This is a genomic window from Lentzea sp. (assembly GCF_036380075.1).
Lineage (GTDB): Bacteria > Actinomycetota > Actinomycetes > Mycobacteriales > Pseudonocardiaceae > Lentzea.
In genome coordinates this window covers 44393-69257 of the sequence record NZ_DASVFL010000231.1, presented here as the reverse complement: position 1 = coordinate 69257, position 24865 = coordinate 44393, and the positions used below count along the sequence as shown (strand labels likewise).

The 24865-nt window shown below is 70.8% G+C and carries 20 protein-coding genes and 1 pseudogene; 10 read left to right on the top strand and 11 right to left on the bottom strand.

Annotated elements, in window-relative coordinates:
• Positions 1-6: 6 nt before the first annotated feature.
• Entirely contained in the window at positions 7-2136 is a 2130-nt protein-coding gene (locus tag VF330_RS25485) for an RICIN domain-containing protein (protein ID WP_330854201.1), read from the bottom strand.
• A gap of 106 nt (positions 2137-2242) precedes the next feature.
• Here VF330_RS25485 and VF330_RS25480 point away from each other — a divergent pair, with 106 nt between their 5' ends.
• The 4 genes from VF330_RS25480 to VF330_RS25465 are packed head-to-tail and all read left to right on the top strand — an operon-like array spanning position 2243 to position 6201.
• Positions 2243-2743, top strand: coding sequence for an ArsR/SmtB family transcription factor (locus tag VF330_RS25480; protein ID WP_330854200.1), 501 nt, complete (start codon positions 2243-2245; stop codon positions 2741-2743).
• Positions 2733-3296, top strand: a complete 564-nt coding sequence (locus tag VF330_RS25475; RefSeq protein ID WP_330854199.1) for an SRPBCC domain-containing protein — start codon at positions 2733-2735, stop codon at positions 3294-3296. Before VF330_RS25480 ends, VF330_RS25475 begins: the two co-directional genes overlap by 11 nt.
• Before the next feature lie 30 nt (positions 3297-3326).
• Complete coding sequence (locus tag VF330_RS25470; protein WP_330854198.1) at positions 3327-3923, top strand: toll/interleukin-1 receptor domain-containing protein; 597 nt, start codon at positions 3327-3329, stop codon at positions 3921-3923.
• A gap of 7 nt (positions 3924-3930) precedes the next feature.
• Entirely contained in the window at positions 3931-6201 is a 2271-nt protein-coding gene (locus VF330_RS25465) for a KGGVGR-motif variant AAA ATPase (protein WP_330854197.1), read from the top strand.
• Here VF330_RS25465 and VF330_RS25460 read toward each other — a convergent pair.
• From VF330_RS25460 to VF330_RS25430, 7 genes are all read right to left on the bottom strand, one after another.
• Positions 6174-7376 (bottom strand): D-arabinono-1,4-lactone oxidase, encoded by a 1203-nt coding sequence (locus VF330_RS25460; RefSeq protein ID WP_330854196.1) that lies wholly within the window; start codon positions 7374-7376, stop codon positions 6174-6176. The genes VF330_RS25465 and VF330_RS25460 overlap by 28 nt on opposite strands.
• The gene (locus tag VF330_RS25455) at positions 7373-8902 is read right to left on the bottom strand and encodes an ABC transporter ATP-binding protein (RefSeq protein WP_330854195.1); all 1530 of its coding nucleotides are present in this window, start codon (positions 8900-8902) and stop codon (positions 7373-7375) included. The genes VF330_RS25460 and VF330_RS25455 overlap by 4 nt, the downstream gene beginning before the upstream one ends.
• Complete coding sequence (locus VF330_RS25450; RefSeq protein ID WP_330854194.1) at positions 8899-10569, bottom strand: ABC transporter substrate-binding protein; 1671 nt, start codon at positions 10567-10569, stop codon at positions 8899-8901. The genes VF330_RS25455 and VF330_RS25450 overlap by 4 nt, the downstream gene beginning before the upstream one ends.
• A 14-nt stretch (positions 10570-10583) precedes the next feature.
• Positions 10584-11573, bottom strand: a complete 990-nt coding sequence (locus VF330_RS25445; RefSeq protein WP_330854193.1) for an ABC transporter permease — start codon at positions 11571-11573, stop codon at positions 10584-10586.
• Positions 11570-12481 (bottom strand): ABC transporter permease, encoded by a 912-nt coding sequence (locus VF330_RS25440; protein ID WP_330854192.1) that lies wholly within the window; start codon positions 12479-12481, stop codon positions 11570-11572. Before VF330_RS25440 ends, VF330_RS25445 begins: the two co-directional genes overlap by 4 nt.
• 124 nt (positions 12482-12605) lie before the next feature.
• Positions 12606-13388: a siderophore-interacting protein gene (locus VF330_RS25435; RefSeq protein WP_330854191.1), complete on the bottom strand. Its 783-nt coding sequence runs from the start codon at positions 13386-13388 to the stop codon at positions 12606-12608.
• Entirely contained in the window at positions 13385-15643 is a 2259-nt protein-coding gene (locus VF330_RS25430; protein ID WP_330854190.1) for an excinuclease ABC subunit UvrA, read from the bottom strand. Before VF330_RS25430 ends, VF330_RS25435 begins: the two co-directional genes overlap by 4 nt.
• 90 nt (positions 15644-15733) lie before the next feature.
• On the opposite strand from VF330_RS25430, the gene VF330_RS25425 reads away from it, so the two are divergent.
• The 3 genes from VF330_RS25425 (at position 15734) to VF330_RS25415 (ending at position 18855) form a co-directional block, all read left to right on the top strand.
• Positions 15734-16516, top strand: coding sequence for a TetR/AcrR family transcriptional regulator (locus VF330_RS25425; RefSeq protein ID WP_330854189.1), 783 nt, complete (start codon positions 15734-15736; stop codon positions 16514-16516).
• A 46-nt stretch (positions 16517-16562) separates the two neighbouring features.
• Positions 16563-16952: a hypothetical protein gene (locus VF330_RS25420; protein ID WP_330854188.1), complete on the top strand. Its 390-nt coding sequence runs from the start codon at positions 16563-16565 to the stop codon at positions 16950-16952.
• Positions 16953-17304: 352 nt separating this feature from the next.
• A complete protein-coding gene (locus tag VF330_RS25415) occupies positions 17305-18855 on the top strand; it encodes a PQQ-binding-like beta-propeller repeat protein (RefSeq protein ID WP_330854187.1) in 1551 nt (516 codons plus the stop codon).
• Positions 18856-18880: 25 nt separating this feature from the next.
• On the opposite strand, the gene VF330_RS25410 is transcribed toward VF330_RS25415, so the two are convergent.
• Positions 18881-21478, bottom strand: coding sequence for an AfsR/SARP family transcriptional regulator (locus tag VF330_RS25410; RefSeq protein WP_330854186.1), 2598 nt, complete (start codon positions 21476-21478; stop codon positions 18881-18883).
• A 229-nt stretch (positions 21479-21707) separates the two neighbouring features.
• Here VF330_RS25410 and VF330_RS25405 point away from each other — a divergent pair, with 229 nt between their 5' ends.
• Positions 21708-22367 carry a serine/threonine protein phosphatase gene (locus tag VF330_RS25405; protein ID WP_330854185.1) on the top strand — a complete coding sequence of 220 codons (660 nt, stop codon included), beginning with the start codon at positions 21708-21710 and terminating at the stop codon, positions 22365-22367.
• Positions 22368-22372: 5 nt separating this feature from the next.
• Here the strand turns inward: VF330_RS25405 and VF330_RS25400 are convergent.
• Positions 22373-23173, bottom strand: a pseudogene (locus VF330_RS25400) (Ku protein); the annotation flags it as partial.
• 85 nt (positions 23174-23258) lie between these two features.
• Here VF330_RS25400 and VF330_RS25395 point away from each other — a divergent pair.
• Positions 23259-23612: a hypothetical protein gene (locus VF330_RS25395; protein ID WP_330854184.1), complete on the top strand. Its 354-nt coding sequence runs from the start codon at positions 23259-23261 to the stop codon at positions 23610-23612.
• Between the two features lie 50 nt (positions 23613-23662).
• Positions 23663-24184, top strand: coding sequence for a metallophosphoesterase family protein (locus VF330_RS25390; RefSeq protein WP_330854183.1), 522 nt, complete (start codon positions 23663-23665; stop codon positions 24182-24184).
• Here the strand turns inward: VF330_RS25390 and VF330_RS25385 are convergent.
• Positions 24076-24858: an alpha/beta fold hydrolase gene (locus VF330_RS25385; protein ID WP_330854182.1), complete on the bottom strand. Its 783-nt coding sequence runs from the start codon at positions 24856-24858 to the stop codon at positions 24076-24078. The genes VF330_RS25390 and VF330_RS25385 overlap by 109 nt on opposite strands.
• Between the last annotated feature and the right edge of the window lie 7 nt (positions 24859-24865).

The window sequence follows — 24865 nt, the reverse complement described above, 5'->3', positions numbered from 1 at the left end:
GCGTCATCACGGGTAGTTCGCGAGGTAAGCCTCGGTCGACCCGCCGGTCACCCGGCCGCCCGAGTTGTTGATGATCCTCTCGATGGTTCCCTTGCCGCCCAACGAGATCGTCACCATGCTGTGGAACCTGACGCCCGGCGTGTTCGGCACCTCGAACGCCCGGTCTGCCACCACGGCGGGGTTGGCGTTGGCGAAGATGTAGCTGCCCAGGCCCCACGCCTCGTGCGTCGTGACGTTGTTGGAGACCTTGTACGCCGCGTAGCCGCGCGTGGAGCCGTTCATCCACGCCGCCTGGTTCGGCGCCTCGTACGGCATCTCGTTCTGGTAGAAGTACGTCCGGCCGCCCTGGCCGTTCCAGATGGTCTGGTACTTCTGGTAGTGCTCGACGAAGAGCCCGTACATCGTCACGTTGTTGCCGTTGACGACGAGTCCGGTGTCGGCGGTGTTGACGTCCCAGCCGACGCCGATGGAGTGGTCGCCGCGCCACAGCCAGAGGTGGTCGCCGATCACGTTGTGGCTGTTGACCACCAACGAGGTCGTGGCCCGCCCGACAGCCGAACCGCCGATGCGCACGTACAGGTCGTGCACCGACGTCGGGTTCGCGGAGTGGTTCGCGTTGCTGCCCGGGGCACCGATCTGCATCAGCAGCGGCGAGTTCGTCGGGGCCGCGTCGAGGAGCAGGCCGGCGACCTTCACACCGTCCACATCGGCCACGTCGAGCGCCATGTTCCCGTTGGTGGGCATGACGGTCGCGAGACCGAGGCCCATCACGACGGTGTCCGGGCGGGTGACGCGGATCGGCTCGCTCACCTGGTGGACGCCCGGCGTGAGCAGCAAGTGCTTGCCGGCCGCCAGCTGGGCGTTCATCGTCGCCGCCGACGTGCCCGGCTTGGCGATGTAGAACTGTGACAGCGGGATGTTCGTGCCCTGCTGCGTGCCGCTCGCCCACGTCGTGCCGCTGGAGTTGGAGCGCAGCGCCGGGACGAAGACGTTGTAGTTGCCGCTGCCGTCGACGTTCAGGAACGGCTTCTCCCGCACCACGGGCGTCTGGCCGACGGTCGTGTAGGGAGGCTCCGGGAACGTGTTCTGCGGCGCGTTGCGCGCACCGACGAACACCATGTTCCAGTTCTCGCCGGTCCACGAGCCCCACTCGGTGTTGCGCGACAGCCACTGCTGCTGCGAACCGGAGCGCACCTGGCCCGTCACCACGGAGTCGGCCAGGAAACCGCCGCTGGACCAGCCGTTGTCGTCGAGCTGCATGTTGCCGTAGGTCTTGGTGCGGCGCATCGCGGACGCCTGCGAGACGGCCCACGTGTTGGTGCCGCTCGGCGGCCGGATCGCGAGGTTCTCCGCGCCGCGCCAGAAGTTGTGCGTCGCGTTGCCCTGGAACCAGTCGGCCTCGACGTGCACCTGGCCGTTGATCGTCACGCCGTCCGGCAGCATGCCCAGGCCGAGGACCTGGGTGAAGAAGCCGATGTTGACGTCGACGTTGTAGTTGCCCGGCTTGAACATGATGGCGTAGCGGCGGGCGTCGTACTGGCCCTGCTCCTGCTGGCGGAACACGTCGTCGAGCCGCGCCTGGATGGTGCTCGCGGGCATCGACGGGTCGAACACCAGCACGTTCGGGCCGAAGTCGGGCTGGCCGGGGTTCTGGGTGACCGTGCCGAGCCGGAACGACTGCGCGTTGGTCCCGTTGCAGGTGTACTGGACCAGCTGAACGTCGTTGGTGGTCGCGGCGGGCACGTCCAGGCACTTGCCGCTGTGCCTGCTCACGAACCGGTAGGTGTCGGTGCCCACCTGCTCCGGCCGCCACTGCTGGTTGTTCGCGCTGAAGGACTGCCACATGTGGATCGCCGCGTTGTCCTCGGCGGACACGTTCGAGACGTCCCACACGGCGCCGTCGCCGACGGTGTAGTAACCGTCGCTCGTGGGCGTGAACCTCCAGGTCTGACCGGAGCATCCTTGTTGGCGGAGCTGTGCGCCGTTGGCCGTTCCCAGCGACTCCACGCACTTTCCGCTGCCGACGTTCGTCACTTGATAAGCGGTTCCGGGCACGACGTCGGCCTGGGCCGCGACCGTCCACACGGGAACGATCGCCGCTGCTGCCAACGCTGCCACCAGCAGGGGGGTTCTCACGGGTCACAGGGTGGGGGCGGTTTGTTGCAACCGTCAACGAACTTACCTGTTTCCGGTCGCGTTCCGGTATTGACAAATGATTTTGTCAAATGCGAGCGTGCTCTGCGTGGAGCTGTCCCCGTTGCGCCGGTCGCTGCTGGAGCTGCTGAAGTCGCCCGCGTCGGCGACCCAGCTCGCGGCGGCCCTCGACCTGCCCCGCCAGCGGGTGAACTACCACGTCAGGGCCCTGGAGCAGGCGGGGCTCGTCGAGTTGGTCGAGGAACGGCAGCGGCGCGGCTGCGTCGAACGCGTGCTGCGCGCCAGGCCGGGCCGTGAGGTCGACGCCGGCGTCCAGGACCAGTTCGCCGCGACGCACCTCGTGTCGGTCGCCGCCGAGGTCTCGCGCGAGGTCGAGCGCATGTCCGGCGCCGCGGCCGACGCGGGAAAGCGTTTGCTCACGTTCACCGTGGAGACCACGGTCCGCTTCGGCGCGCCCGGCGACGTCCACGGGTTCACCAGCGACCTCGCCGAAGCGGTGCGGCAGATCGCGCTGAGGTACGACACCGAGTCAGGCCGCCCGTACCGGGTGGTCGCGATGGGCCACCCGGGAGCCTCCGATGAGCGATGACCGCGTCCGGATCGAGATCACGGTGGCCGCGCCGGTCGAAGAGGTGTGGCAGTCGTTCCGGGACAGGGAGAAGCTGCGCCACTGGCACGGCTGGGACATCCCGGAGCTCGACGCGGAGATCGAGGAGATCTACTTCACCGACGTCCGGGAGGACGGCACGACGCTGGTCGTCCACGGCCACGACACGTTCACTCTGACCGCTGTCCCGGAGGGGACCCGAGTGGTGTGCACCCGTGCGCCCAAGGGGACGTCACCGGAGTGGGACGACTACTACGACGACATCACCGAGGGCTGGATCACCTTCCTGCACCAGCTGAAGTTCGCGCACGAGTACCACCCCGGCGAGAAGCGGCGGACGTTGTTCTGGCCGGCCGAGGTCGACCTCGGCGTCGAGGGCACGCCGTTCTTCGAGTCCGCGAACCAGCGCGGTGTGGTGGTGGACGAGTGGGGGCCCGGGTTGCTGGTCTCCAGCGCGAAGATGACCGTGGTGACCACGTACGGGTTCTCGGACGAGAAGCTGGAGGCGCTGCGCCAGAAGGGTGACGCGGCGTAATGGCGCGGCTCATGATCGCGATGTGATGGCGTGGGCTACGAGTACGACGTCTTCCTGAGCTACACCCGCCGCGGAGGCGGTGACGTGTGGGTCCGGGAGCACTTCCACCGGGCCCTCAAGGAGTGGCTCGGCAACGAGATGGACAAGGACCCGGAGATCTTCGTCGACTGGACGCAGGAGACCGGGGTCGCATGGCCACCCAACCTCGAACGGGCGCTGTTGCGGTCGAGGGTGATGGTGGCGGTCTTCTCGCCGCCGTACTTCCGCTCGCCGTGGTGCCGTGCCGAGTGGGAGAGCATGCTCGAACGCCACAAGACGCTCGGCTACGGCTCCGCGGACCACCCGAGGCAGCTGGTGCTGCCCGTGCGGTACGCCGACGGTCAGCACTACCCGCCTGAGGCACAAGCGACTCAGCAGGCGGACTTCACGTCCTGGAACAAGCCGTTGGCGTACGAGGTGTACAGCCGCTCGGCGAACTACGAGCACTTCCTCGCTGCCGTCCAGGAGCTGGCGAAGGAGATCGCGGAGCGGATCGAGTACGCGCCCCCTTGGGATCCGGAGTGGAAGGTGGTGCGGCCGGCCCTGGACCCGGCGACGTTGCCACCCGGCCCGCTGCCGAGGCTGTGAGGCTGCCGTGATCGTCACCTTCTACTCCTACAAGGGCGGCGTCGGCCGGTCCTTCTGCCTGGCCAACGTCGCCGTGCAGCTGGCGCGCTGGGGCAACCGCGTGCTGTGCGTCGACTTCGACCTGGACGCACCCGGCCTGCACGAGTACTTCCGGCCGCACCTCTCGTCGCTGAACGACGGCGGACTCGTCGAGGTCGTCACCGGCGAGGCCGAGTGGACCGACGTCGTGCAGGACGTCTTCATCCCCGACGTCGACACCCTCTCCTTGCTGGCGGCGGGCGCGATGAACTCCTCGTACCCCGACCGCGCGCAGTCGTTGTCGTGGCCGGAGCTCTTCGCCGACCACGACCTGGGGTGGCGGTTCGAGAAGCTCCGCGAGGAGTGGGCCGAGCACTTCGACTACGTGCTGATCGACAGCCGTACCGGCATCACCGACATCGGCGGCATCTGCACCGCGCAGCTGCCGGACGTGCTCGTCCTGTGCGTGGCGCCGAACCACCAGAACCTGAAGGGCACCCTGGACGTCGCCCGGCGCGCGGCGGTGGCGCGCGACAGGCTGCCGTACGACCGGCCGGGGCTGCTGTACCTGCCGGTGGTGTCGCGGTTCGACTCCCGGGAGGAGTACGAGCGGGCCCGGACCTGGCGCACCACCCTGGCCGAGGAGTTCGCTCCGCTCTACGCGCCCTGGCTGCCGACCGGCCAGGGCGACGACCAGCCGGAGCTGGGCCTGGTGGAACGCACGACGGTCCCGTACCTGCCGTACTGGAGCTTCGGCGAGGAGATCGCCGTCGTCGACGAGCGCAGCGGCAGCCCCGACTCCGTCTCGTACTTCATGGACAACATCGCCGCCCTGCTCGCGCACCAGCTCGCGGACGCCGACGTCCTCGTCACCAACCGGGACACCTACGTCTCGGCGGCCAGGGAACGCGGGCGGCGCGAGCTGCACGGGTTCCGCTACGACGTCCTGGTGCACGGCACGTCGGACCGGGCGGCGGCGCTGGCCGACGACCTGCTGGAGCTCGGGGCCCGCGTGGTGCGGGGGCGGCTGGCGGAGCTGTCCTCGGTGCGGCACTTCGTGGTCGTCGACCCGCCGGCGCGGGTGTCGGCGGGGATCCAGGAGATCCTCGACCAGGTGCAGCTCGACTCGGACCGCCTGGTGATGGTGCTGGGGGAGGTGCCCAAGCAACTGGCCTCCGCCCACCCGGTCGCCGGCGCGGTCGACGTGGTGAGCGCGATCCCCGCCGAGGGGGTGGGGCCGCACTGGGAGGAGGTGCTGGTCTCGTCCGCGCGCTGGTTGCAGGCCCGGAACCGGATCGCGGAAGCGCACTTGCTCGCCGCCCGCGCGGTGGAGGCGTCGGAACGGCCCGTCCAGTCCTTGTTGCTGCGGGGGGAGCTGTCCAGGGAGCTCGGCCAGTGGGACGAGGCCGTTGAGGACCTGTACCTGGTCAGGTCGGATCCCGCGGTGGCAACGCGCGCTCATCGGTTGCTGGGCGAGATCTTCCGGGACAGGGGCGAAGCCGAGATGGCTGCGGACCACTTCCAGGAAGCCTTGAAGGCGGACGGCAGTGCGCACGAGAAGGCGCTGGTGCACAGGGAACTGGCCCGCATGGAGATGCGGTTGGGAGAACCGGACAGGGCGTTGCAGCACTTGAGGATGGCACGCGAACACAGCGCGGGTGGTCCCGCGGAAGCGGAGTTCGCCCTCGAGCTGGGGTCACTCCTGCTGGACATGGGCGACTTCGACGCCGCGGGACGGCAGCTGGTCGAGGCGGTGGAGTGGAACACCCTGCGGCCCGACGATCAGATCGTTGCACTGCGCCAGCTCGCCTACCTGGAAAGTGCCGCCGATCGGCACCACGGTGCCGAGGAGTACCTGCGGCGTGCTTTCGACCTGGCACAGGACCCCGAGGAGAGGGCCGACCTCATCATCGAGCTGGTGCGGATGCAGCGCGACGCCTTCGGGGTCGACCACGCGATCCTGACGCTGTCGACCGTCGCTTCCGGCGAGGTGGTCGTCGACGCCAGGATCAACGAGACTTTGGGCACCTTCCGGCTCGAGGACCGTGATCCGGCGTCGGCGGCGATGGCGTTCGAGCACGCCTTGATGCTCTACCGCCGGCTGGGCGACCGTGCCGGTGAGGTTCGTGCGTTGATCGGTCTGGCGACGGTCTCCTACGACTCCGCCCCCCGGTTGGAGGCGCGGCGGTTGCTCACCAAGCTGCGTGGGCCGGAGACGGACCTGTTGCGGCGTCAGCTCGACGCGCTCGAACCGAAGTAGCGGGTCAGGAACTCGTTGCGGAACACGCCCTTCGGGTCGTGCTCGTTCAGCAGCGACCGGAACGCGTCCCACTGCGGGTACCGGGCCGCCAGCAACGACGGCGGCACGGTGAACAGCTTCCCCCAGTGCGGCCGGGGCGCGATCGCCTCCTCCAGCCGGGGCAGCAACGCCAGCACCGCAGGGGTGTTCGGCACCCAGGTGAAGTGGATCGCGAGGCTGTCCCGGTCGTAGGCGGGGCTCAGCCACGCGTCCTCGTCCGACACCGTGCGGATCTCGCAGGTCTGCACCAGCGGCGAGATCACGGTCGACATCTCCGCCAGCGCCCGCAACGCCGTCACCGCGCGGGACCGCGGCACGAAGTACTCGGTCTGCAGCTCGTCGCCCACGGACGGGGTGAACTCGGCGCGGAAGTGCGGCAGGCGCTCGTGCCACGGGCCGGGGACGCCGCCCTGGACCGTGCAGTGCAGCGCGGGCTGGCCGGGCACCGGGTGGACGGGTGCGGAGGCGGCGCGGCCCGGGAAGCGGAAGACCGGGTCGCCCACGCGGTGCTTCGCGAAGATGGTCGCGCCGCCCTGCCAGTCGACGAACGCGCTCACGCTGTAGGCGCCGGCGAAGATCTGGTCCAGCTGGACGAGCAGCGTCGTCCAGGCCACGTCCTCGTAGACGGTCTGCGCCACCTCGAACGACGGCACGACGTCGAGCGTGACGGACGTGATGACGCCGAGGCCGCCCAGCGACACGACAGCGCCCGGCGAGGACAGCGAGACCACCGAGCCGTCGCCGCGCATGACCTCCAGCGACCGGACGGCGCTCGACAGCGAGCCCGAGCCCGAGCCGTGGGTTGCGGTGGCGACCGCGCCCGCCACGGTGATGTGCGGCAGCGACGGCAGCGTGTGCAGGGCGAGACCTTCCGCCTCCAGCCGCACGGCCAGCGAGGCCAGGGTCATCCCGGCGCCGACCTGGACGGACGAACCGGAGACCTCGAACGTCTCCGGCATGCCCGCGAGCGACACCTGCGTGCCCGCGGTGTCGGCGATCGGGCTGAACGAGTGGCCCGAGCCCACCACGTGCACGGCCGAGGAGCCGCGGACGACCGCGCGCAGGTCGTCGGCCGTGGCTGGGGTGACCAGCTCGGCCGAGGTGAACGTGACGTTGCCCGCCCAGTTGGTCCTCATACGGACACGGTAAGCGCCGAAGCCAGCAAGCGTCGCGTGTAGGGGTCCCGCGGCGCGGCGAAGACCGATGTTCCCTCCTCCACGACGCGCCCCCGGTGCAGGACGGCGACGCGGTCGGCCAGGTGCTGCACGACGGCCAGGTCGTGGCTGATGAACAGGCACGCGAACCGCAGGTCGCGTTGCAGTGAGCGGAACAGGTCGAGCACGCGGGCCTGCACCGTCACGTCCAGGGCCGAGGTGGGTTCGTCGGCGATCAGCAGGTCCGGGTCCAGGGCGATGGCGCGGGCGATGCCGACGCGCTGGCGCTGGCCGCCGGAGAGCTCGTGCGGGTAGCGGTCGCGCAGGGACGCGGACAGCTGCACGGCGTCCAGCAGCGAGTCGACCTTCGCGGCCAGCTCCCTGCCGCGCAGCGACGTGTGCAGCACCAGCGGCTGGGCGATCGACCGGGCGACGGTGGCGCGCGGGTTCAGCGACGACAGCGGGTCCTGGAACACCAGCCCGATCCGGCCGCGGTCGGCCTTGCGCAGCGCCGCGACCTCCTTGCCCGACACGGTGATCGTGCCGGTGTAGCGGGTGAGGCCGGTGATCGCGCCGGCCAGCGACGACTTGCCGGAACCGGACTCGCCGACCAGTCCGAGGGTCTCGCCGCGGCCGACCTCCCACGACACGTCGGACACGGCGCGGAACTTGCCGTAGGTGACCGAGACGTCCGAGAGGCGCAGCACGGGCTCGGGAGCAGGACGCACGGGCAGCTCACGGGCTTCCAGCGACAGCACCGAGTCGAGCAACGTCCGCGTGTACTCCTCTGCTGGCTTCGAGAACACCTGCTTCACGGGACCGGTCTCCACGACCCGGCCCGCGTTCATCACCACGACGCGGTCCGCCAGGTCGCTGACCACGCCCATGTCGTGCGTGATCAGCAGGATCGCGACGCCGAGCCGGTCGCGCAGGTCCCGCAGCAGGCCCAGGACCTCGGCCTGCACGGTCACGTCCAGCGCCGTGGTCGGTTCGTCGGCGATCAGCAACGACGGCTCGTTCGCCACCGCCATCGCGATCACCACGCGTTGCAGCTGCCCGCCGGACATCTCGTGCGGGTAGGCCTGGAACCGCTCCGGCGGCAGACCCACCAGCCGCAACAGCTCCAACGCCCTTTCCCGTGCCTCAGCGCGCGACACGGGACGGTGCACCCGCACGGCCTCGACGATCTGGCTGCCGACCGTGAACACGGGGTTGAGGGCGCTCATGGGTTCCTGGAACACCATGCCGACCTCGTTGCCCCGCACCTCACGCAGCTCCGCGACGGACAACGAGTACAGGTCGCGCCCGTTCAGCACCGCGCGCCCGGACACGGACGCGGTCGGGGGCAGCAGCCCCAGCAACGACATCGCGGTCACGGTCTTGCCGGAACCGGACTCGCCGACCACGGCGAGCACCTCCCCGGCGGTCAGCGAGAAGGAGACCTCGCTGACCGCCGGGGAGGAACCGAAGTCCACCGAGACGTTCTCGACGGACAGCAGAGCACTCACTTGGTGATACCCACCTGGAGGTAGTTCGGGTAGGCGGGGAAGTCGGCGATGAAGAAGCTGCCGACCTTCGAGCCGTGGATGAACGAGTTGCGGGTGTAGATCAGCGGCACGACCGGCGAGTCCTGGAGGATCCGCTTGTCGATCGCCGCCCACTTCCGGCCGGCCTCACCGACGTCGACGGTGGACTGCGCCTCCTCGATCAGCTCGTCCACCTCGGGGTTGGAGTACCGCGAGATGTTGTAGCCGCCCTTGCCGATCTCCGAGGTGGCGAACAACGGCTGGATGTTCGCGTTGGCGCTGGGGAAGTCCGGCTGCCACGACGACAGGGTGAGGTCGTAGGTCGGGTTGTCCGCGAGGTTCGTCTCGGTCTCGTACGCGTCGGCCTCCAGCGACCGCAGCGTCACCTTGATGCCCGCCCGCGCCAGCGCCGCCTGGATGGCCTCGGCCTTCTCAGTCTGGTTGTTGGACTTGTTCAGCACCAGCGTCAGGCCGTCCAGGCCGTTCGCGAACCCGGCCTCGGCCAGCAGCGCCTTGGCCTTCTCCGGGTCGCCCTCGGGCTTGGTCTGGTAGAGGTCGAACTGCTCGCGGCCCTCGATGCCCTGCGTGATCAACGTGGTCGCGGCGTCACCGGCCAGCGCGGCCGTGCCGGCGGAGGCGATCTGGTAGTTGGACTTGTTCACCGCGTACTGGAAGGCCTGGCGCACCTTGACGTTGTTCAGCGGCGCCTTCTGCGTGTTCAGCGCCAGGTAGGCGATGGCACCCGACTTCGACGTCACCACGCGCGACTTGGCAGAGGCGTTGGCCTGCAGCTGCGCGAGCTGGGCGGGGGAGGCGAACGACGCGCCGAACGCGTACTTGTCGTCACCGGAGTCCGCGGCGAGGCGTTGCGAGACGACCGAGGCGTCCTGGCCGAGCTGGATCACGATGTCGTCCGGCAGGCCGGCGCGGACCTGGTCCTTGGAGCCGTCCCAGTTCTGGTTGCGGGAGAGCTTGACCTCGACGCCCTTGGCGTAGGTCGCGATCTGGTAGGGGCCCGACGCGATGGCGTGCTCCTGGTAGTCGGGCTCGGCGCCCTTGCCCTTCGGCACCGGCGCGAACGCGGGCGTGGAGGCGATCCACGGCCAGTCGCCGTACGGGCGGGTCAGCTTGAACGTGATCGTCTTGGCGTCGGGCGTCTCGATCGAGTCGAGCTCCTTGCCCTCGAACGGACCTTTGTAGTCCGCGCCGCCCAGCAGGTCCTTGTGGTAGCCGAGGCCGCCGCCGAACGCCGGGGCGAACGACCGCTCGACGCCCCACTTCACGTCCGCGGACGTGATCGGCGTGCCGTCGCTGAACTTCAGGCCCTCCTGCAGGACGAACGTCCAGGTCCTGCCGCCGTCGGTCGTCCTGCCGGTGTCGCCGAGGTCCGGAACGACCTTCGCGGGCTGACCGACGGCGTTCTGCCAGCCGGTGAGCCTGCGGTGCACGAGGCCGAGCGTGGTGATCGCGAGACTCTGCGACTTGGCCGGGTCGAAGTTGATCGTGCGCGACTCGGACAGGATGCGCAGCGTGCCGCCCTTGTCCGGCTTGGCCGCGGCGTCACCGGGGGCCTTCTGGTCGTTCGCGCCGCACGCCGACACCCCCAGGGCCCCGACCAGCGCCGCGGCAAGAATCCTCTTGCTGTACAACGGACTTTCCTCCCTCAGGTGAGCCGTGCTCGTGGGTCGAGCAGGCCGTAGGACAGGTCGACGACGGCGTTGGCGACGACTACGAGAAAACCGGCGAACAACGTGCAGCCGAGCAGCGTCGGCAGGTCGCGGGAGTGCACGGCCTCGATCAGCAGGCCGCCGAGGCCCGGCAGGCTGAACACGCGTTCGGTGATCACCGCGCCGCCGAGCAGCGAGCCGAACTCGATGCCGGTCAGCGTCACGACGGGCAGCAGCACGTTGCGCAGCGCGTGCTTGCCGACGACGGTCCGTTCCTTCACGCCCTTGGCACGGGCGGTGCGGATGAAGTCCTCGTTCATCGTCTCGAGCATCTGCGAGCGGGTGAGCTTCACGTAGTGGGCGCCGTGCGCGAACGCCAGCACGCACCACGGCAGGACCAGCCCCCACGCCCAGCGCACCGGGTCCTCGGCGAACGGCGTGTAGTTGCCGACCGGCACGACGTTCAGCTGGAACCCGAGCACGAGGATCCCGAGCAGGCCGACCAGGTAGACGGGGGCGGACACGCCGATCACGGACCCGGCCAGCGCCGCCCGGTCGAACCAGGAGTCCTTGCGCAGCGCGGCGTACACGCCGATCGCCACGCCCACACCCACCCACAGCACGGCGGCGCCGACGGCGAGCGAGAACGTCACCGGCAGCCGGCCGCCGATCAGCTCCAGCACGTCGGTGTTCTGCCGGAAGGAGTAGCCGAAGCACGGCGCCGAGCAGTGGATCGCGGTGGCGCCCGTGCCGAACGTCCTGCCGGTGAAGATCCCGCCGAGGAACGTGAGGAACTGCTGCCACCACGGTTCGTCGAAGCCCATGAACTCCCGCGCCAGCGCGAGGTTCTCCGGCGTGCACGGCTTGCCGCACGCCAGCAGCGCCGGGTCCGACGGCACCAGGTAGAACACGACGAACGTGCAGAAGGCGACGATCAGCAGCACGAGCACCATGCCGCCGAGCCGCGTCAGGACGAGCTTGGTCACCGAGTCACCGACCGGGGGTCGAGCGCGTCCCGCAGGCCGTCACCCAGCGCGTTGAAGCCCCACGTGACGGCGAACAGCGCCAGCCCGGGGAAGAACAGGTAGGCGGGGTCGACCGCGACCCAGTCGATCGCGGCGCTGATCGAGCGCCCCCAGCTCGGCGTCGGCGGCAGCACGCCGACCCCGAGGAACGACAGCGCCGCCTCCAGGCCGATCTTGCCGGGCACCGACAACGTTGCCATGACCAGCACCGGGCCCCACAGGTTCGGCAGCAGCTCGGAGCGGAACACCTGCCACGGCGACGCGCCCAGCGTCCTCGCGGCCTTCACGAAGTTGCGCTCCTTGAGCGTGAGCACCTGGGCCCGCACGATCCTGGCCGTCGACGGCCAGCCGAAGAACCCGATCACCACGACCAGCAGCAGCGTCCGCGGGAACTCGGCCGGCACCACCGCGCCGAGCGCGATCATGAACACCAGGTACGGGAACCCGAGGAACACGTCCGCGCTCCACGTGACGACCCGGTCGACCCAGCCGCCGAGGTACCCGGCGGCCGCGCCGATCAGCACGCCCAGCCCGATCGAGACCAGCGTGGCGGCGAGGCCGATGAGGAACGACGTGCGCGCGCCGTGCACCACGATCGCGAACAGGTCGCGGCCGGTCAGCGGCTCGACGCCGAACCAGTGCTCGCCGCTCACCCCGCCGAGCGACCCCGCCGGGAGGCCGGTGGCGGGGTCGAGCGCGGTCGCGTCGTAGGTGTACGGGTCGTGGCCCTCGAGGGCGGTCAGGACGTCCGCGAAGATCGCCACCAGTGCGATCAGCACGACGGTGACCGTGCCGGTCAGCGCCCAGCGGTCCCTGGCGAGCACCGACCGGATCGCGGCGGGCACGGACCGCGCGACGGGAGTGGACAACGTTGACCTGCTTCATCGGAGTGAACTGTCGCGGCGCACGGTAGGCCGATCCGGTGAGGCCGTCTCCCACGTCCACCACGTGAGAATCCTTCAGTGCTGTTGCTTCAGTGTTGACCGAAACACATCATTCGCCGAGGGAGGCGATCCGTTCCCGGGCCTCGGCCAGGTCCTCGGCTGTGGGCGCGTCGTCCTGCGTGAGCGACCGCCGCCAGTAGCCGGCGAACTCGATGTCCTCCTTGGCCACGCCGAGACCGACGAAGTGGCGTCGCAGCGCGCGGACCGCGGAGGCCTCGCCGCCGAGCCACACCCACGTCGACGGCGGGACTTCGAGAGCCGAGACGGCCGTGACCAGGTCGTCGCCGGCACTGCGGTGCACCCACCGCACACCCGGGATCTCCTGTTCCTCCACCGGATCCGCGACCTCGACCACCGCGGCGAACCGCTGCTCCGGTGGCAGCGGTTCGAGCAGCGAGGCGATCGCGGGCAACGCCGTCTCGTCGCCCGCGAACACCAGGAAGTCGGCGGTCCCCAACGGCCGGGCGTAGTCGCGTGACGGCCCGAACCGGCCGATCACGTCACCGATCTGCGCGTTGGCGGCCCACCGCGACGCGGGACCGCTGTCGCCGTGCAGCACGAAGTCGACGGTCAGCACGCCGTCGGCCAGCGACCGGACGGTGAAGCTGCGCATCCACGGCCGTTCGGCATCGGGCAGGGCCAGGTAGGCCTGGTACCAGACGCCGACGTCGGGCGAGTCCGACACGTGCGCGGAGTGCCCGGGTTTCGGGAACAGCAGCTTGAGCTGCTGGTCCGGCCACGTGCCGATGGCCGGCAGGCCGTCGCCGGTGAACGTGACGCGGGTCATCCGCGGGGTCAGGGGTGCGACCGAGGTCACCGTCAGCGCGCTCACGACAGGTACTCCTTCAGGTGCCGGGCGGTCAGGGTGTCCGAAGTGGACACGAGGTCGCCGGGTGTGCCGGAGAACACGACCTGCCCGCCGTCGTGGCCCGCGCCGGGACCCATGTCGACGATCCAGTCGGCGTGCGCCATCACGGCCTGGTGGTGCTCGATGACGATGACGGTGTTCCCGGCGTCGACCAGCTGGTCGAGCAGGCCCAGCAGCTGGTCGACGTCGGCGAGGTGCAGGCCGGACGTGGGTTCGTCCAGCACGTAGGTCGAGGCCTTCTCGGCCATGTGGATGGCGAGCTTGAGCCGCTGGCGTTCGCCGCCGGACAGCGTGGTGAGCGGCTGGCCGAGCGACAGGTACGACAGGCCGACGTCGTGCAGGCGGCTCAGCACCGCGTGCGCCTGGCCGGACGGGAAGAACTCGCGGGCCTCGGCCACGGACATGGCCAGCACGTCGCTGATGTTCTTGCCCCGCAACGTGTAGCGCAGCACCTCGGGAGTGAACCGCTTGCCCTCGCACTTCTCGCACACGGTCGCGACGCCGGCCATCATCGCGAGGTCGGTGTAGACGAGGCCGATGCCCTTGCAGTTCTCGCAGGCGCCCTCGGAGTTGGCGCTGAACAGCGCCGCCTTCACGCCGTTGGCCTTGGCGAACGCGGTCCTGACCGAGTCGAGCAGGCCGGTGTAGGTGGCGGGGTTGGACCGGCGCGAGCCGCGGATCGCCGACTGGTCGACCGTCACCACGCCCGGCCGCGTGCGCAGCGAGCCGTGGACCAGCGACGACTTGCCGGAGCCCGCGACACCCGTGACGACGGTCAGCACGCCGAGCGGGAGGTCGACCGAGACGTCCTTGAGGTTGTTCAGCTTCGCGCCGCTGATCGTCAGGAAGCCCCGGGGGGAGCGGAACTCCGGCCGCAGCTTGGCGCGGTGGTCGAGGTGGCGGCCGGTCAGCGTGCCGGACGCGCGCAGGCCCGCCACGTCGCCGGTGTAGCAGACGTGGCCGCCGTTGACGCCCGCGCCGGGGCCGAGGTCCACGACGTGGTCGGCGATGGCGATGGTCTCGGGCTTGTGCTCGACGACGAGGACGGTGTTGCCCTTGTTCCGCAACCGCAGCAGCAGGGTGTTCATCCGCTGGATGTCGTGCGGGTGCAGGCCGACGGTCGGTTCGTCGAACACGTAGGTGATGTCGGTGAGCGACGAACCCAGGTGGCGCACCATCTTCACGCGTTGCGACTCGCCGCCCGACAGCGTGCCGGACTCGCGGTCGAGCGACAGGTAGCCGAGGCCGATCTCGACGAGCGAGTCCAGCGTGTCCCGCAGCGTCGCGAGCAGCGGTGCGACGGACGGGTCGTCGATCGAGTGCGCGAACTCCGCGAGGTCGCTGATCTGCATCGCGCAGCAGTCGGCGATGTTCAGGCCGCGGATCCTCGACCCGAGCGCGGCCTCGTTGAGCCGGGCGCCCCGGCAGGTTCCGCAGGTCGCGAACGTGACCGCGCGGTCGACGAACGCCCTGACGTGCGGCTGCATCGAGTCGCGGTCCTTGGCCAGGATCGTGCGCTGCAGCTTGGAGATCAGGCCGTCGTAGGTGACGTTCGTGCCGCCGATGGTCAGCTTCGTGGTCGGCTTGTACAGGAAGTCGTCGAGCTGCTGCTCGGTGAACTCGGCGATCGGCTTGTCGGCGGGGTAGAGGCCGGAGTTCGCGAGCACCTGCCAGTACCAGGTGCCGACGCCGTAGTTCGGGGCGTCGATCGCGCCGTCGTCGAGCGACTTGGACCGGTCGACGATCGCGTCCACGTCGATGGTGGTGACCTTGCCCAGACCTTCGCACGCCGGGCACATGCCCTCGGGCAGGTTGAAGCTGAACGCGCCGGACGTGCCGGCGTGCGGCTCGCCGAGGCGGCTGAACACGATCCGCAGCATGGTGTGGGCGTCGGTCGCGGTGCCGACGGTGGAGCGCGCGTTCGCGCCCATGCGCTCCTGGTCGACGATGATCGCCGCGCTGAGGTTGTGCAGCGCGTCCACGTCCGGCCGCCCGATCGACGGCATGAAGGACTGGAGGAACGCGGTGTAGGTCTCGTTGATCATCCGCTGCGACTCGGCCGCGATCGTGCCGAAGACCAGCGAGGACTTGCCGGAGCCGGACACGCCGGTGAAGACGGTCAGCCGGCGTTTGGGGACGTCGAGCGACACGTCCGCGAGGTTGTTCTCCCTGGCCCCGCGGACCTGGATCAGGTCGTGGCTGTCCGCGACAGCGTTCACGCTGGTTCCCCCTGGCATTGTTCGACACGCTTCTTTATGGCGTAAAGTATCGGCCGACGAGATTACTTTACGTCGTAAGGAGTCGCAACCGTGGTCGTCTACGCAGGTCAGGGCGATCCGCGCCGGTCCATCGAGCTGTTGTGGCGCGGATCGGCCGCGGAGAAGCGTCCCGGGCCGAAGCCGGGCCTGAGCGTGGACGCGATCGTCGAGGCGGGCATCGCGGTCGCCGACGAGCAGGGCATGGCGTTCTCGATGCGGGCGGTGGGCGAACGGCTCGGGCGCACCGCCATGGCGCTCTACACCTACGTGCCGGGCAAGAACGAGCTCGTCGACCTCATGTACGACCGCACGATGGCCGAGCTGCCGGCCTCCTACCCGCTCGACGACGGCTGGCGGCCGGCCGTCACGCGCTGGGCGCACGACATGTGGGAGTGCTACGGCCGCCACCCGTGGGTGCTGCAGGTGTCGCAGGCCCGCCCGGTGCTGGGCCCGCACGAGTTCGGCGTGACCGAGTCACTGGCAGCGATCCTGGTCTCCACCGGACTGCCCGGCCGCCAGCTGCGCGGCATCGCCGGTGCCCTCAACTACTTCGTGCGCGGGGCGGCGCAGACCGTCGCCGAGGCGCGGGCGGCGAGCGGCGCGACCGGGGAGGCCGACGAGGAGTGGTGGTACGCGCGGTCGGCCGTGCTGCTGGAGATCGAGCCGGACCTCGCGGAGAAGTACCCGGCGCTGCACGTCCTGGAGAGCGACCGCGAACCGGTCGACCCGGAGCTGCCGTACCTGGAGAACGACGCGGTCGAGAACTTCCGCAACGGGCTGCGCGTGCTCCTGGACGGTGTCGAGGCCTCCGCGGCGGCTGTGGCGAAACCGTGACAAAGCGCGGACGTTCACGGCACATGGGCTCGATGAGATCGAGTCCATGGCAATCGGCCTCAAAGGAGTCGGGGGAGTCCTGACGGCCGTCGCGCTCGCGATGGTGCTGAACCCGCAGAACACCGCGGCCACCACGCCGCCGCACGACGACTACCGCCCCGCGGTGATGCGGATGGAGTACGACGCCGGTGGCCTGACGGCGGTGGTCCACTCGCCGCGCACCCTCGTCGGCGTGCGGGAGCTGGTGTTCGGCTTCCGCGGCGGCGACGCGTACGCGGAGGAGCTGGCGCGGCAGGGGTTCGTGGTCGTGCTCGCGGACGACCGCCTGTCGCTCGACGGCCACCGCGAGCTGTGGCGCGAGCTCGACGACGGCGCCGGGCCGCTCGCGGAGCGGTTCCGCGGGTTCGCGGGCCACTTCGTTGTGGCGAAACCGTGACACCATCCACACGGGTTTCCGACATCGAACCGCTGAGATCTCCCCATGGCGATCGGCAAAGTCCTCGTGGTTCTCGCGTGCGCGCTGGCGTTGGGCGCGCCGGCGGTCTCGGCGGCCCCGCGGCCGTCCGGTGCCGCCCCGGCGAGCGCCCCCGCCCGCTGCCCGACCGGCACGACGCGCAAGGCCCACCGGTGCTGCCCGCCCGCGACCGCTGTGCGGTCGAGGCTCGCGAAGGTGCGGGGGACGCGGCCGCCGTGCCGCATCAACCGATCGGTTACCCCTCGACGAGACTTTGGGGGGACGCTCCGCTCTCCCGCCGCTGCCAGGGTGGGTGGCGGAAGGGGGAAATTCCATGCTCAAGACCACAGCGCTGCTCACGGCAGCGCTAGTAGTGCTGACCGCGTCACCCGCGACGGCCCACGCGAACGGCGACTGGGCCGGGTGGCAGAAGGACCTCGCGGGGTCCCGGCACAACGCCGCTGAGTGGCGCATCGACAGGAACAACGCGGGCAAGCTGAAGCTGAAGTGGGCGTTCGCCTATCCGAGGGGCGACTTCAACGGCGTGCGCAGCCAGCCCGCCGTCGTGGGGGACACCGTCTACTTCGGTGGCCCCGACGGCAAGTTCTACGCCCGCGACGCGCGCACCGGCGGCGCGAGGTGGGAGTTCACGCTCCCGCGGGCCGACCGGTACGCGTACAACTCCGACGGACCGGCCGTCGCCGACGGCACGGTGTTCTTCGGCGACAGCACCAGCCGGTTCTTCGCGCTCGACCAGCGCACCGGGCGCCTGAGGTGGCAGGTCCAGCTCGACCAGGGCGTCGCCTCGACCACCACCAGCTCGCCGATCGTCCACAACGGACTGGTATACGTGGGCGTCTCCAGCGCCGAGAACACGTTGCCGGTCACGTACGCCTGCTGCACGTTCCGCGGGCACGTCGACGCCTACGACGCCGACACCGGCGCACTGGTCTGGCGCCACTACACGGTGCCGGAACCGGTCGAGGTCGGCACGTGGCCCAACGGCGCCAAGCGGTTCGAGCCGTCGGGCGCCGGGGTGTGGAGCTCGCCGGTGATCGACCGCAGGACCGGCACCCTCTACGTCGGCACGGGCCAGAACTACACCGGCAGGGGCGGTGAGTTCGACTCGCTGCTGGCCCTGAACGCCCGCACCGGCGCGGTGCGGTGGACCAACCAGGTCACGAACGCCGACACGTGGCGCGACGCGTGCAACACCCCCGACGCCGAGGGCTACTGCCCCGGGCTGAAGGACGGCACGAACCTCGACTACGACATCGGCGCCACGCCGAACCTGTTCACCGTCAACGGCAGGCAGCTCGTCGGCGTCGGGCAGAAGTCCGGTGTCTACCACGTGTTCGACGCCACGACGGGGCAGGTCGTGTGGCGCCGCCAGCTCGGCGTGCCGCTGCCCAGCGGCGGCATCTCGGGCATCCAGTGGGGGTCGAGCTACGACGGTCAGCGGCTCTACATCGCGACCTACTACGCCGATCCCGGCACGTTGTTCGCGGTCGACCCGGCCACCGGCAGGGTGCTGTGGCAGACCCCGGCTCCCGAGGACGGCTGCACCACGGGCGGTGCCGCGGGCCAGCCCACCTGCGCGCGGGCGCACGGCGTTCCGGTGTCCAGCACGCCGGGCGTGGTCTGGCTCGGTGCCGGTGACGGCAAGTTCCGCGCCTACGACGCCAGGACGGGCCGGATCCTGTGGACGCACGACACCGTGCAGGACGTCCGCGGGGTCAACGGGCTGACCGGTCGCGGCGGCACGATGGCGGGCCCCGGCGCGGGGGCGGTGGTGTCGAACGGCATGGTCTACGTGCAGTCCGGCTACTACCCGGAGTTCACCGGAAACCCGAACGGCCCGGTGCTGCTGGCGTTCGGGCTGTAGGAGGACCGCGGATCCGGCGCGGTCGTCAGCGCGCCAGCTTCGCGCGCACCGAGTCGGTCGGCAGGCCGGCCTCGGTGCGCAGCTCCACGGACTTCTGCCAGGCCTGACGAGCCTGCTCGGCGTCACCCGCGGTGGCGTGGGTGTCGCCGAGCTGCTCGTAGGAGCTCGCCTGGAGCTTGAGGTCGCCGCCGATCCGGAAGAGCTCGGCGGACCTGGCGAACGCCCGCGCGGCGCGGTCGTGGTCGCCCAGGCCGCGGTAGGCGGTGCCGAGGGTGTCCCAGGTCTCGCCCTGGCCCACGACGTGCTCCATCGCCTGCCACAGCGGCAGCACGCGCTCGCCGTACTCGACGGCCGTGGCGTGCTCGCCCAGCCTGCCGTGCGCCCACGCCAGCCCGGTCAGCGCGTTGGCCTGCCCGTACCGGTCGCCGCACTGCTCGTAGAGCGCCAGTCCGCGGCGGGTGTGCTCGATCGCCTCGCCGATCTCGTCGTCGGTGCACAGCATCGCGATGTTGAGCAGCGCCCCGGCCTGTCCCGACGGGGTGCCGTCGTACACCTCGAACGCGCGCTCCAGCGCGGCCCTCGCCTCGGCGAGCCTGCCCACCCTGGCGAACGCGCGGCCGAGGTTGATCAGGGTGCGGCCCAGCCCGTCGGTGTCGTCGAGCTGCTCCAGCGCGGCGACCGCGAGCTGTTGCGACGCCAGCAGGTCCCGGTGGTGGGCCTGGCGGTCGAGGACGTCGGCGAGCGACCAGCCCATCAGCCAGGTCTGCACCGGCGTGCCGCGGGGCATCGCCGCCATCAGCGTCGGGTGCTCGCTCATCAGCCACGCCCGTGCCTCCTCGCGGGTGGTGAACGACGGGACGACCACGCCGGGAGCCGGTTCCGGGGTGGCCGGGCGGTACCGGGTCGGGGTGAACGCGACGCCCGCCTCGACGGCCGTCAGCGCGAGGTGGTCGAGCAGCCGGTGCAGCGCCTCGTCCCGTTCGCCCTCCAGCGCCAGTTCCGCCGCGTAGTCGCGCAGCAGGTCGTGGCAGGTGAACCGGCCTGGCTCCGACTCGTCGAGCAGGTTCGCCCGCGACAGCTCCGCCAGCAGCGCCTTCGTCTCGGGCGGCTCCAGCGCGGCCAGGGAAGCGGCGCCCGCGAGGCCGATGTCCGAGCCCGGCATCAGGCCCAGCAGCCGGAACAGCCGCAGCGCGGGCGGGCTGAGCGCCTTGCAGGAGTGGGAGAACACCGACCGCAGGTCGGCCGTCACGTCATCGTCGTCGGCGAACGCGTCGAGGTCGGCCAGCTCGTCGGCCAGTGCCGCCAGCGGGAACTCCGGCTGCGTCGCCGCCCGCGCGCCGGCCACCGCGAGCGCCAGCGGGAGGCGGGCGCAGCGGCGGACCACCGTGTCGACCGCCTCCGGTTCGGCACGGGCGCGCTCGTGGCCGATCCGCGCGGCCAGCAGCTCGCGGGCGTCGTCGGGCGGCAGCAGGCCCAACGGCACCGAGTGCGCGTGCGCCGGCTTGAGCTCGGTGCGGCTGGTGATCACGACGTGCGTGGTCGGCGTGCGCGGCAGCAGCGGTTCGACCTGGTCGGTGTCGGTGGCGTTGTCCAGCACCATGAGCACCCGCTTGTCCGCCAGCGCGTCCCGCAGCAGCGCCGACTGGCCGGCCAGGTCGTGCGGCACCTTCGCGCGCGGCACGTCGAGCGCGGACAGGAACCGCAGCAGCGCGTCGCCGGGGCTCACCGCCGCGCCGCTGGGCCCGAACCCGTGCAGGTTCACGTAGAGCTGGCCGTCCGGGAACCGCTCCGCCGCCTGGTGCGCCCAGTGCACGGCGAGCGAGGTCTTGCCGACCCCGCCGGTGCCGGTGATCACCACGACGCCGTGCGGTGCCTGGTCGAGGGCCGCGAGCTCCACCGCCCTGCCGGTGAACGGCTTGGGCGCCGCCGGTAGCTGCCGCGGTGCCGAGGCCGACTGGAGCCGCCGGTGCACCGTCGTCAGGTGCCGCGACGGTTCGGCGCCCAGCTCGTCGGCCAGCCGGGCGCGCACGGCCTCGAAGTGCTCGACGGCCTCCGCCGTGTGACCGCTGCCCTGCAACGCCCTGATCAGCTGCGCCGCCACGCGTTCGTCCAGCGGCCGCTGCCCGGCGAGCAGGCGCAGCTCCGGCAGCAGCGCGGTGTGCTCGCCGTCGTCCAGGCGCGTGTCGAGGTGGTCGAGCCGGGCCGTGAGCAGCTCGCCGGCGAAGTCCGCGCGCTGCTGCACCGCCCACGGCGTGTCCAGGGTGGAGAGCAGCTCGGCGTGGGCCAGCGCCAGCGCCTCGGCCGGCCTGCCGGAACGCACCAGGTGCCGGAACAGGTGCAGGTCGATCTCCATCGGGTCGACCCGCAGCGCGTACCCGGCCGCGCCCCGCTCGATGAGGCCGGGCAGCGTGTGCCGCAGCCGGGTCAGCCACGTCTGCGTCATCGCGCGGGCCCGCGGGGGCGGCGCGTCGCCCAGGACGCGCTCCACCAGCTCGTCGGTGCTGACCACCCGGCCCGCGTCCACGAGCAGCACCCCCAGCAGGGCTCCCAGCCGGGTCGGGCCGAACTCGGCCACGCGGCCGTTCACCCGCGCCGAGACCCCGCCGAAGACCGTGAACCGCACGATGATCACCGTAACCGTTCCCGAGAGGTGCTCACAAAAGGAACAGCTCTCGCAGTTCGCCCACCAGCCGCGCCGGCTCACCGGCAGCGCGTCCCGGGGTACCCCGATGTCCGGGCCCGCATCCCGTGGCGGCGGCTTCGCGGGGCGGCGGAACTCTAGAGCTTTTCTCAGGCTGCTGACAGCAGACTCCCAGTCGCGCACGGCTCACTGGAGTACAGGGAGGTCCGCCATGCTGATCGATCGCACCATGCCACTGCCCACCACGCCGCTGGGCACCGCGCTCACCGTGTCCCACGCGTCGGACCGAGGGCCGCGCACGCACAACGCCGACGCGTTCGCCAACGGCCGCCGCACGTTCGTCGTCGCCGACGGGGTGGGTGACTCCCCGGCCGCCGCCGAGGCCGCGCACGCCGCGGCCCAGGCCGCCGCTCTGCTCACCGACCCGGTCGCCGCGATCCTCGCCGCCCGCGACGCGCTCCAGGTCCACCTCGGCGACGCGGTGATCGTCGTCGCCGCGGCCCGCCCGGACGGCGGGTTCGACGTGGCGTGGGCCGGCGACTCCCGCGCGTACGCCTCGGACGGCGACGACCTCGTCCAGCTCACCACCGACCACACGGTGGGCCAGTACTTCCGCGACCGCGGGATCGTGGCGGAGAAGCGCATGGACCACGTCGTGACGAACACCGTCCGGCACGCGACGCCTGAGAACATCGGCAGGGCCTCGACGCGGGCGCCGCGGCTCGCGCTGGTGTCCGACGGCGTGTCCGGGCCGTTGGGGCACAACGGGATCGAGGCGATCATGTCCGGCAACGCGACGGCCGAACGGCTGGTGCGGGCGGCGCTGTACGCGGGCGGCACGGACAACGCGACCGCCCTGGTCGTCGGCTAACCAGCCTTCTTCTTGCCGCCACGCTTCTTCTTGCTCGCCTCGACGCTGCGCTGCAACGCCTCCATGAGGTCCACGACGTCCGTGGCCGCGGCGGGCTCGTCTTCGACGACGATCTCGCGGCCCTTCCGCTTGTCCTCGATGAGCTGGTTCACGCGTTCGGTGTAGGTGTCGCGGTAGTCCTCCGGCCGCCAGTCGTCGGCCATGGACTCGACCAGCGACACCGCCATGTCGAGCTCCTTGCCGCGCGGCGCACGGCCCTCCGGCGCCACGTCGAGCACGTCCGCGGGCTTGCGCACCTCGTCGGCGAAGAAGAGCGTGTGGACGGCGAGGATCCCGCTGTCCTCCGTCAGCGCCGTGAGGTACTGCTTGCCGCGCATGACGAACATCGCGATGCCCGCGCGGTTCGTCTTCTTCATCGCCTGCGCCAGCAGCAGGTACGGCCGGGAGAACTCGGCCTTCGCGGGCCCGAGCCAGTAGGTCTTCTGGAAGTACACCGGGTCGATCTCATCGAGGTCGACGAACGCCTCGATGTCGAGCGTCCGCGACCGTCCGGGGGCGATCTCGTCGAGCTCCTCCGGCTCCACGACGACGTACTCGCCGCTCTCGACCTCGTGGCCCTTCACGATCTTGTCGTAGGGCACCTCGCGGCCGGTGCGCTCGTTCACGCGCTTGTACCGGATGCGGTCGGACGTGCCGCGCTGGAACTGGTTGAAGTGCACGGTGTGGTCCTCGGTGGCGCTGTACAGCTCCACCGGGATCGTCACCAGGCCGAAACTGATCGACCCGCTCCAGACAGCCCTCGCCATTCCGTGCAGGTACCCGCGTCGTGCAACCCCAAACGCGCGGCCCGCGTCTCCTCGAAGTGATCGACCGATTACTGGGAGGACAAGCATGAGAGTGCTACTGGGGAGCCTGTTCGCCGTGCTCGCGATCATCGCGGGAACCGGGGCTGCGCAGGCGGACGTGCCGTTGCCGCCGTACCCGCAGGTGACGACGTGGGCCGACGTGAACGTCCGCACCTGCGAGTCGACCGCCTGCCCGGTCGCGTGGGTGATGAAGGCGGGCACGACCGCGAACGGCATCTGCTGGACGCGCGGCGAGATGGTCCAGGCGTACGGCATCTACAACGACGTCTGGATCAAGGTGAGCAGCATGGACGGTGGCCGCTACCTGGCCAGCGCCATCTTCTTCGTGGGCGACAACCGGGCGAACCTGCCGTACGAGAACGACTGCGGCGGCCTCTGACGCCGCGGCCGGACCGGCGGCGGGGAGCCGGTCCGGCTACCGTCGGGGACGTGAGAGTGGTCGTGCTGTCCGACACCCACGCGCCGCGGTTCTGGAAGCGGTGCCCGCCCGCCGTGGCTGAGCACCTCCGGTCAGCCGACCTGATCCTGCACGCCGGTGACGTGTGCGTGCCGTCCGTGCTGGACGAGCTGGCGCAGTACGCGCCGGTCGTCGCGGTGCGCGGCAACAACGACGGGCCGGACGTCGCGGAGTGGGGCGCACCGGAGACGGTCGAGCTCGACGTCGGCGGGCTGCCGGTCGCGATGATCCACGACAGCGGCCAGAAGACCGGGCGGTGGGCCAGGATGCGGCGCAGGTTCCCGTCCGCGCGGCTGGTCGTGTTCGGACACTCGCACGTCCCGTGGGACGAGGAACAGGACGGGCTGCGGGTGTTCAACCCCGGGTCGCCCACCGACAAACGACGTCAGCCGCACGGCACGATCGGGCTGCTGGACGTCGCCGGCGGCGAGCTGCTGGACGCGCGCGTCGTGCCGGTGACCCAGCCGGCGAGCCGCGGGCCGAGCAGCTCGTAGACCTCCGGGTCGAACGCCATGCCGGTGTGCGTGCTGTGCACCTCGACGCACTCGGCGCACGGGTCCCGGCACAGCTGCCACGGAACGACGCCGTCCGAGCGCGAGAAGATCGAAAGGGCGGGCACCCGCAACGGTTCCGCGAGAACCCGCCCGTGCTCGTCGAAGCACGGGCCGCGCATGCAGTCGTCGTCGAGCAGACCGGGAACGCCCGCCGCGGCCAGGCGCGTGAGGAACCGGGCGACGCGCATGACGTTCGGGTGGGCGCCCAGCGGGTCCAGGACCGGGCTGGCGAGCATGACCAGCCCGTGCACCAGGTCCGGCCGCCGGGCGGCGGCCAGACGCGCGATGCCGCCGCCACGGCTCTGGCCGAGCAGCACCACGGGGCGACCGGTGCGCTCGGCGTGCTCCTCGGTGCTGTGCAAGACCTTCGCCAGCAGGTCCGCGGTGCAGCCGACGGTGAACCCGACCCCTGCGGCGACCGGCCGGTAGCCGCGGGCGCGCAGCCAGGAACCGGCGGGCGCGAGGCTCACGCCGCCCGCCCCGAAACCGGGCACCAGGACGACACCGAGGCCGCCGCCCTGGTCCGGATCGGCGTCGCGCCACACCGGGTGACGCAGCAACCGCGGTACGTCCCACAACGCCCTGAACGCGCTTTCCCGCGCCGCAGAACGCATTCTGTCG